The organism is Pseudovibrio sp. POLY-S9, from assembly GCF_001431305.1.
Taxonomy (GTDB): Bacteria; Pseudomonadota; Alphaproteobacteria; order Rhizobiales; family Stappiaceae; genus Pseudovibrio.
The window spans coordinates 1-1761 of the sequence record NZ_LCWX01000025.1 but is presented as its reverse complement, the minus strand read 5'-3'; the positions used below and the strand labels follow the sequence as shown (position 1 = coordinate 1761).

General features: G+C 45.8%; 2 protein-coding genes. Both read right to left on the bottom strand.

The features are described from left to right. The coding region (locus PPL9_RS32915) for a hypothetical protein (RefSeq protein ID WP_208989093.1) at positions 1-249 on the bottom strand (249 nt) is incomplete at its 3' end. A gap of 309 nt (positions 250-558) precedes the next feature. After that, the gene (locus PPL9_RS01370) at positions 559-804 is read right to left on the bottom strand and encodes a hypothetical protein (protein WP_057460966.1); all 246 of its coding nucleotides are present in this window, start codon (positions 802-804) and stop codon (positions 559-561) included. Positions 805-1761: the final 957 nt, after the last annotated feature.

The window sequence follows — 1761 nt, the reverse complement described above, 5'->3', positions numbered from 1 at the left end:
GCGGGTGTTGGCATAGTATGCTCCTGGTGAGCGCCCTCCGTGTGCGGACAGACGCAGCAAAACAAATAAATGAACCCCATTTGATGAGAATGGGCCACGGCCCCAGACCCCAGTCTGCGACAGCGTACCAACACAACAGCAACTTGCATGCCAACTTGACGAAACCAGCATCCAAGAATGTACGGAAACATATTTAAGCCTTGAGATATCAATAGAAATTAATTTCAAATCATGTGTAAAATCACTCACGGCGCGGTGCTGTAAATTAAATACCGCAGCGTAAAGTTGGGCCAGAAATGGCCCAGAAAGTTACCGAGATCTAAGCAAATCAGCTATATTATTGATAAACCTGAGAAATCGGTGGGCCGTTTTAGGCCCAGCTTGGGCCGTTTTTGGCCCGTCATTGAAATGTAAGGGATATTTGGAACAATCCTTCAATGGGGGATGTTCATGATACGTGTAATTTTTTCCAAGCGTGCCTTAGGCTCGCTCTAACGTTCAAAGAAACGTAGAATTTCTTGAACTCGTTTGTGAACGTGCCGATCATAGGATCTGTTTTTATGCCTCTTCATCAATGACATCGGCCTTATCAATCGAGAACGCTTCCAGAGCAGCTTCCATTGCCGTTTCAACCAATCCCATTTCAGGTTGATAGGATCTGTAGGATGCATAGGCTAGAATGAGCGTGACTGCTGCATGCACTGCTTTGTCGGTATCCGGCGTACCTCTCAGAGCCGTGTAGATCTTTTCTTCAGCCTCGTTTGAGGCTTCTGGGATTAAGGCCAGATGTGTTTGGGTTCCCATAAAACTTGCTCCCTGACAGCCTTGAGTTAAGTGATCACTCCCCTCCCCCTCTGGAAGGTTCGTTTCACTTTTCTCGTCATGGAAAGCCGTTCAGTGTGGTCAAGGTCATTCTTTGAATGCCTGCTTGCAGGTTGCCTTGACCATGCTGAAGGGAGACTTAGAGAACAGCAGACAAAGGAAGCCGCTGAGCGGCTTGCCGTCTTTCTTTGCACGAGGGACAGTCCCCGCATGGCCGAGACAGACAGTGGAGCGCTTTAGGTTGAGTTTTGTCCTTGCTGGCTCGTTAGAGACGGCAGGGGGAAATTATGAGACCTTAAGTGTGGAGGTGTCTGGCTTGGTAAGCGCTGTAAGCGCGTGGACAGGCCCGGTCTGCACAGCAGACGTGCCCCTGCCCTATCGTTTCTTATGCTCCAAAATACGGCGCAAGATTTCATCAAAGGTCAGGTTCAGAAGCTCTTACTCATCGTGATCACCCATCTTACGATCCAGCAACTCATACCAGCCTTCCAAAAACACGACTTACAGACTTGAAAAACAATACTAATCAAGCTTCATCAGCTGATCTAACACCACGAACATAACTGACTGCAGATCTTCAAAAATACGCTATAACAAATTGATATAACTAGTCTATTTCGAATTCAGAGGAAGCCACAGCAGTTCACCTGAGCCCGTGTTAGTCAACTGGAAAATTTCGAGATCTCGTTTCAGATCGAACTTCAGATACGATTAGCCCATCTTTTCATTTTCAAAACAATGAAACTATGAAGCCTCTTAGATTTCACTATTATTATCAGTTAGATACATCAAATAGTCATCTTGCTACCAGCACTCAAAACCTTGTTCGTTATTTTTCTACAGCTCAGATTGCAACCAACTTGAGAACTCCCGATCCAACTCCAGATCTTAGAACCTCTTAAGTTCGCTACCCGCTTAAAAAGCTGTTTTTAAATTCTT